The following is a 5,720-nucleotide window of genomic DNA, read 5'->3' as shown; positions in this document are numbered from 1 at the left end:
AGTTCCTGGGGCGGGTGGACGCGCAGGTGAAGGTGCGGGGGTTCCGGATCGAGCCGGGCGAGGTGGAGGCGGCGCTGCTGTCGCACGAGGGGGTGCGCGAGGCGGTGGTGGTGGCGCGGGCGGACGGGCCGGGCGAGGCGCGGCTGGTGGGCTACGTCGTCGCGGCGGACGGGTCGGACGGGGCGGCGTCTCCGTCCGCGGAGGGGCTGCGGTCGCACCTGCGGGCGCGGCTGCCGGAGCACATGGTGCCGTCCGCGTTCGTGCGGCTGGACGCCCTTCCGCTCACCCCCAACGGCAAGGTGGACCGCCGCGCCCTCCCCGCGCTGGAGCAGCGCCCCGGCGCCGCGTACGTGGCGCCCCGGACGGAGGTGGAGGCGCTGCTGTGCGCGCTGTGGGCGGAGACGCTGCGCGTGGACCGCGTGGGGGTGGAGGAAAGCTTCCTGGAGCTGGGCGGCGACAGCATCCTTTCCATCCAGCTCGTGGCCCGGGCCCGCGCGCGGGGGCTGCGCATCACCCCCCGCCAGGTGTTCGAGTGCCCTACCGTCGCGCGGCTGGCCGAGGTGGCGGAGCGGGTGGATGCGCCCGCCCCCGCCGCGGCGGACGCCGCCCTGGTGACGGGCACGGCGCCCCTGACACCGGTGCAGCACCGCTTTTTCGCGCAGGCGCATCCCGCGCCGCACCACTACAACCAGGCGCTGCTGCTGGTCCCCCGCGCGCCGCTGGACCCCGCGCGGCTGGAGCAAGCCGTCGCCGCGCTCGTCACGCACCACTACGCCCTGCGGCTGCGCTTTCACGCGGACGCGGCGGGCGCGTGGACGCAGGCGCACGCTTCGCCCGACGAGCACGCGCCCGTGGAGCGCGTCCGCCTGGCGGACGTGGCCGAGGCGGACCAGCCGGCCGCCATCGGGGCGGAAGCGGAGCGGGCGCAGCGCGCGCTGGACCTGGCCGCCGGTCCCCTCCTTCGCGTCGTCTCGTTCGACCTGGGGGAGGGACGGCCGGAGCGTCTCCTGATCGTCATCCACCACCTGGTCGTGGACGGGGTGAGCTGGCGCATCCTCCTGGAGGACCTGGAGACAGCGTACGAACAGCTCGTCCGCGGCGAGCCCGTCCGCCTGCCGGAGAAGACGACGTCGTGGCAGGCGTGGGCCGGCGCCCTGGCGGATTGCGCCCGCGCCGTGGACGCCGACGAGGCCGCGTACTGGCTGGAGGAGGCGGAGCGCGAGGTGGCGCCGCTGCCCCTGGACGACCCGTCCGCGGAGAACACCGTCGCGCGCTCCGCCAGCGTCGCCGTCCACCTGGACGCGGGGGAGACGGAGGCGCTGCTGCGCGAGGTGCCGCGGGCCCACGGGACGCAGATCGACGAGGTGCTGCTGTGCGCGCTCGTCCAGGCCCTGGGGCGGTGGACGGGCAGCCCGCGGGTCCGCGTGGAGCTGGAGGGGCACGGGCGCGAGGAGGACCGGGCGCCGGGCGTGGACCTGTCGCGCACGGTGGGCTGGTTCACCTCCCTCTACCCCGTCGTCCTGGACCTGTCGGACGCGGGCGCGGGAGACGCGGACGCGGCGCTGCGGGCCGTCAAGGAGCAGCTGCGCGCCGTCCCCGGCCGGGGGCTGGGCCACGGGCTGCTGCGCTGGCTGCGGGCGGACTACATCCGCCGGCAGCTGCAGCGCGCGCCCGCGGCGGAGGTGGCGTTCAACTACCTGGGGCAGATGGACCAGGCCGTCTCGGCGGACGCATTCCTCGCCTTCGCGGACGAGCCGGCGGGGGCGGTGGCGGACGGGCGGGGCCTGCGCGGCCACCGCGTGGACGTCACGGCCTCCGTGCGCGGGGGGCGGCTGGAGGTGGAGATCGGCTACGCGGAGGGGGTGCACCGGCGGGAGACGATGGAGCGGCTGGCCGCGTGGTATGGAGAGGCGCTGCGGGGGCTGATCGCGCGCGGCGGCGGCTCCCCGCCCCCCGCCGGCGGGACCCCGGCGGACGTTCCCCCGGCGGGGGGCGGGCCGGCGGAGCGGGACGCGCCGCCGGAATCGGCGCCCGACGCGGAGGCCGTCTACCCCCTTACCCCCATGCAGGAGGGGATGCTCTTTCACGCCCTGTACGCGCCCGGGGCGGGCGTGTACGTGGGGCAGTTCGGCTTCGTGCTGGAGGGCGGCCTGGACGCGGACGCCCTGGAGCGGGCGTGGCGCGAGGGCGTGGCCCGGCACCAGGCGCTGCGGGCCTCGTTCACGTGGGAGCACGCGGGGCGGCCCCTGCAGGTCATCCACCGCGCCGTGGAGCTCCCCTTTCACCGGGAGGACTGGCGGGACACGGACGAGGCCGGGCGCCAGGCGCGGCTGCGGGCGTACCTGGCGGCGGACCGCGACGCGGGCATCGACCCCCGCCGCGCCCCCCTCATGCGGCTGGCCCTCTTTCGCACGGGCGACGACGCGCACCTGCTGGCGTGGACGCACCACCACCTGGTGCTGGACGGGTGGAGCCTGTCCGTCCTTTTTCGCGACGTGCTGGCCCTGTACGGCGCCGCCCGGCGGGGCGCGCGGGCGGAGCTCCCCGCGCCCTGGCCCTACGGCGACTACGTGGCGTGGCTGCGGGGGCGGGACCCGGCGCGGGCCGAGGCCTACTGGCGCGGCGTGCTGGGCGGCGTGACCGCGCCCACGCCGCTTCCCCTGCTGCCCCGCGCGGCGGGCGCGCGGGCGATCGCCTCGGGCCAGGCGTGGCTGCGCCTGGGGCCGGAGCGCAGCCGCGCGCTGGACGCGGCCTGCCGCCGCCTGGGCGTCACGGCCAGCACGCTGGTCCAGGGCGCGTGGGGGCTGCTGCTGGCGCGCTACGCGGGCGAGGACGAGGCGCTGTTCGGCGCCACGGTGTCGGGGCGGCCGGCGGAGCTGCCGGGCGCGGAGGAGATCGTGGGGCTGTTCATCAACGCCCTGCCCGTGCGGGTGCGGGCGGGGGGCGCCACCACGGTGCGGGCGTGGCTGGGCGCCCTGCAGGCGGAGGGCGCGCGGGCCCGCGAGCACCAGTACACGCCCCTGGTGCAGCTGCAGAAGTGGAGCGGCCTGGCCCCCGGCGAGCCGCTGTTCGAGAGCCAGGTGACGTTCGAGAACTACCCGCTGGACCCGGAGACGGGCGAGCGCGTGGAGGGGCTGCGCGCCCGGACGGCGTTCGGCCTGGAGCAGACGAGCGTTCCCCTGGTGCTCACGGTGATGCCCGGCGCGCGGATGGAGATGCTCGTGCGCTACGACCCGGCCCGCGCCGGCGCGGACGCCATGGAACGGCTGGCGGGCCACCTGGACGCCGTGCTGGAGGGGCTCGTCGCCGGGCCGGACCGTCCCCTGTCGGAGGTGTCGCTGCTGCGGGCGGACGAGCGCGACCGGGTGGTGCAGGCGTGGAACGCCACGGACCGCCCGTTCCCGGACGGCACGTGCCTGCACGCCCTGGTGGAGGCGCAGGCCGCCCGCACGCCCGACGCCCCGGCCGTCGTCTTCGGCGGGCGGACGGTGGGCTACGCGGCGCTGGAGCGGCAGGCCACGCGCGTGGCCCGGGCCCTCGCGCGGCGCGGCGTGGGGCCGGAGCGGCGGGTGGGGCTGTGCATGGAGCCCGGCCCCGCCGCCATCGCCGCGCTGCTGGGCGTGCTCAAGGCCGGCGGGGCGTACGTCCCCCTGGACCCGTCCGTGCCGCCGGGGCGCATGACGTACCTGCTGGCGGACTCGGGCGCGGTGCTGGTGGTGGCCACGGCGGCCACGGCTGGCCGGGTGGCCGGGTACGGCGTGCCCGTGCTGGAGGTGGGGGACGACCCGTTCCCCGACGAGCCGGAGTCGCCCCTGCCGGCCCGCGCGGACGCGGACAACCTGGCGTACGTCATCTACACCTCGGGCTCCACGGGGCTTCCCAAGGGGGTGATGGTGCCGCACCGCGGGGTGTGCAACGCCGTCGCGGCCTTTGCCCGCGAGTACGCCGTCGGCGGGGGGGCGCGGGTGCTGCTCTTTGCCCCGCTGCACTTCGACGCGTCGGTGCTGGACATCTTCGTCCCGCTCGCCACGGGCGCGGCGCTCGTGGCGGCCCCGCGCGACGAGCTCCTTCCCGGCGAGCCGCTGACGGACCTGCTGCGCCGGCAGCGGGTGACCCACGCCAAGTTCACCCCGTCCGCCCTGGCCGCCACGCCGCGCGTGGAGCTGCCGGACCTGCGGGTGGTGGTCACCGGCGGCGAGGCGTGCACGGCCGGGGTGGTGGCGCGGTGGGCGCCCGGACGCCGCTTCGTCAACGGGTACGGGCCCACGGAGACCTCCGTGCGCGTGAGCGTGCACCCCACGGCGGACGGCACCCGCCCCCCGCCCCTGGGGCGGCCCCTGGACAACGTGCGGTTCTACGTGGTGGACGGGGCGCTGGGGCCCGTGCCCGTGGGGGTGGGCGGCGAGCTGTGCATCGCCGGGGTGGCGGTGACGCGCGGGTACCTGGGCCGGCCGGCGCTCACCGCCGAGCGCTTTGTCCCCGACCCGTTCTCCGCCCGCCGCGGGACGCGGATGTACCGCTCCGGCGACCGCGTGCGGTGGAACGCCGCGGGCGAGGTGGAGTTCATCGGGCGGATGGACGGGCAGGTCAAGATCCGCGGCGTCCGCATCGAGACGGGGGAGGTCGAGGCGGCCCTGCGCCTGCACCCCGCCGTGCGCGACGCGGCCGTCGTGGCCCGCGAGGACGTCCCCGGCGAAGCGCGGCTCGTGGCCTACGTGGTCCCCGCGGATACCGCGGAGGCCGCGCCCGGCGCGGCGGCGCTGCGGGCCCACCTGCGCGAGCACCTGCCGGAGTCCCTGGTGCCGTCCGCGTTCGTGTCCCTGGACCGCCTTCCCCTCAACGCCAACGACAAGCTGGACCGCCGCGCCCTTCCCGCGCCGGAGTGGGAGCCGGCGGCGGAGTACGCGGCGCCCTCCACCCCCGCCGAGGCGGCCCTCTGCGCCGCCTGGGCGGAGGTGCTGCGGGTGCCGCGCGTGGGCGTGCACGACGGCTTCTTCGAGCTGGGGGGCGACAGCATCCTCTCCATCCAGCTCGTGGCCCGCGCCCGCGCGCGGGGGCTGCGCATCACCCCCCGCCAGCTGTTCGAGCACGCCACCGTGGCGCGCCTGGCCCAGGTCGCCGAGCCGGTGGACGCCGGCGCCTCCCCCGTCCAGGCGCCCGTGACGGGCGGGGCGCCCCTGACGCCGGTGCAGCACCGCTTCTTTTCGCGGGCGCATCCCGCGCCGCACCACTACAACCAGGCGCTGCTGCTGGTGCCCCGCGCGCCGCTGGACCCCGCGCGGCTGGAGCAAGCCGTGGCCGCGCTCGTCACGCACCACGACGCCCTGCGCCTTCGCTTCCACGCGGACGGGGCCGGCGCGTGGACGCAGGCGCACGCATCCCCGGACGAGCACGCGCCCGTGGAGCGCGTCCGCCTGGCGCATCTCGCGGAGGCGGACCAGCCGGCCGCCATCGAGGCGCAAGCGGAGCGGGCGCAGCGCGGGCTGGACCTGGGCGCCGGCCCCCTCCTTCGCGTCGTCTCGTTCGACCTGGGGGAGGGGCGACCGGAGCGGCTGCTGATCGTCATCCACCACCTGGTCGTGGACGGGGTGAGCTGGCGCATCCTCCTGGAGGACCTGGAGACGACGTACGAACAGCTTTCCCGCGGTGAATCCATCCGCCTGCCGGAAAAGACGACGTCGTGGCAGGCGTGGGCGCGGGCCCTGGCGGATTCCGCGGCG

Annotated in this window: 1 protein-coding gene; it reads left to right on the top strand. The window is 77.4% G+C overall.

Going from position 1 to position 5,720, the window contains the following annotated elements; genetic code table 11:
• Positions 1-5,720: non-ribosomal peptide synthetase (locus VFZ20_RS02600; RefSeq protein ID WP_329682261.1), on the top strand; the 5,720-nt coding region annotated here is incomplete at both ends.

Source organism: Longimicrobium sp. (assembly GCF_036280135.1).
Taxonomy (GTDB): Bacteria; Gemmatimonadota; Gemmatimonadetes; order Longimicrobiales; family Longimicrobiaceae; genus Longimicrobium.
The sequence above is the reverse complement of the archived record's forward strand: the minus strand, read 5'-3'. Positions and strand labels throughout refer to the sequence as shown.